At 57.8% G+C, this 721-nt stretch carries 1 protein-coding gene; it reads left to right on the top strand.

The features are described 5' to 3' along the window. The coding region (locus AWB68_RS45785; protein WP_143282094.1) for a transposase at positions 1 to 616 on the top strand (616 nt) is incomplete at its 5' end. Positions 617 to 721: the final 105 nt, after the last annotated feature.

Genomic DNA, 721 nt, shown 5'->3' with positions numbered 1-721 from the left:
TAAGAGCTTTGTGCGCAAGGATGGCGAAGACAAAGACCATGATGACGGTAGCGGCGACTTCAGAGGCAGCAAGCGCAGCAACCAGACGCACCAATCCAAGACCGATCCCGATGCGCGGCTTTATCGCAAAGGCAAGACGGCCAGCGAGTTGCGTTTCATGGGCCACACGCTGAGCGACAACCGCCACGGTCTGGTGGTCAACGCCCGAGTCAGCTGCGCTGACGGACATGCCGAACGCGAAGCAGCCAAGGTCATGATCAACGATGCGCGGCAAGTGGCAGACGCTGAGGTCGAAATCACCGTAGGCGCCGATAAGGGTTACGACGCGAAGGAATTCATCGAAGCCTGCCGGGAAATGAAGGTCGCCCCGCATGTAGCGCAAAACACCTCAGGGCGGCGTTCAGCGGTGCCTGATGCGATAGCCTGCAGCGTGGGCTATGCCGTTTCGCAGCAAAAGCGCAAGCTGATCGAACAAGGCTTTGGCTGGGTGAAGACCGTCGGTCGGATGCGCCAAGTGATGGTACGGGGGTTGGAGAAAGTCGACCACCTCTTCGTTTTGAATATGGCCGCATACAACCTGGTGCGCATGCGCTCACTGGGGCAAGTCCGTCCGTAGTGGCGCAAATGACGGTAACGACATCAAAACCGAGCCTCAAACCGTCGCAAAGACGTTGAATGCGCGTTGCAATTGCACAATGCGAAAAGATCGTCGCAATAGCCG

Origin of the sequence: Caballeronia choica (genome assembly GCF_001544535.1) — a bacterium.
Lineage (GTDB): Bacteria > Pseudomonadota > Gammaproteobacteria > Burkholderiales > Burkholderiaceae > Caballeronia > Caballeronia choica.
Note: the sequence above shows the minus strand (reverse complement) of the source record. Positions and strands in the feature narration are given on the sequence as shown.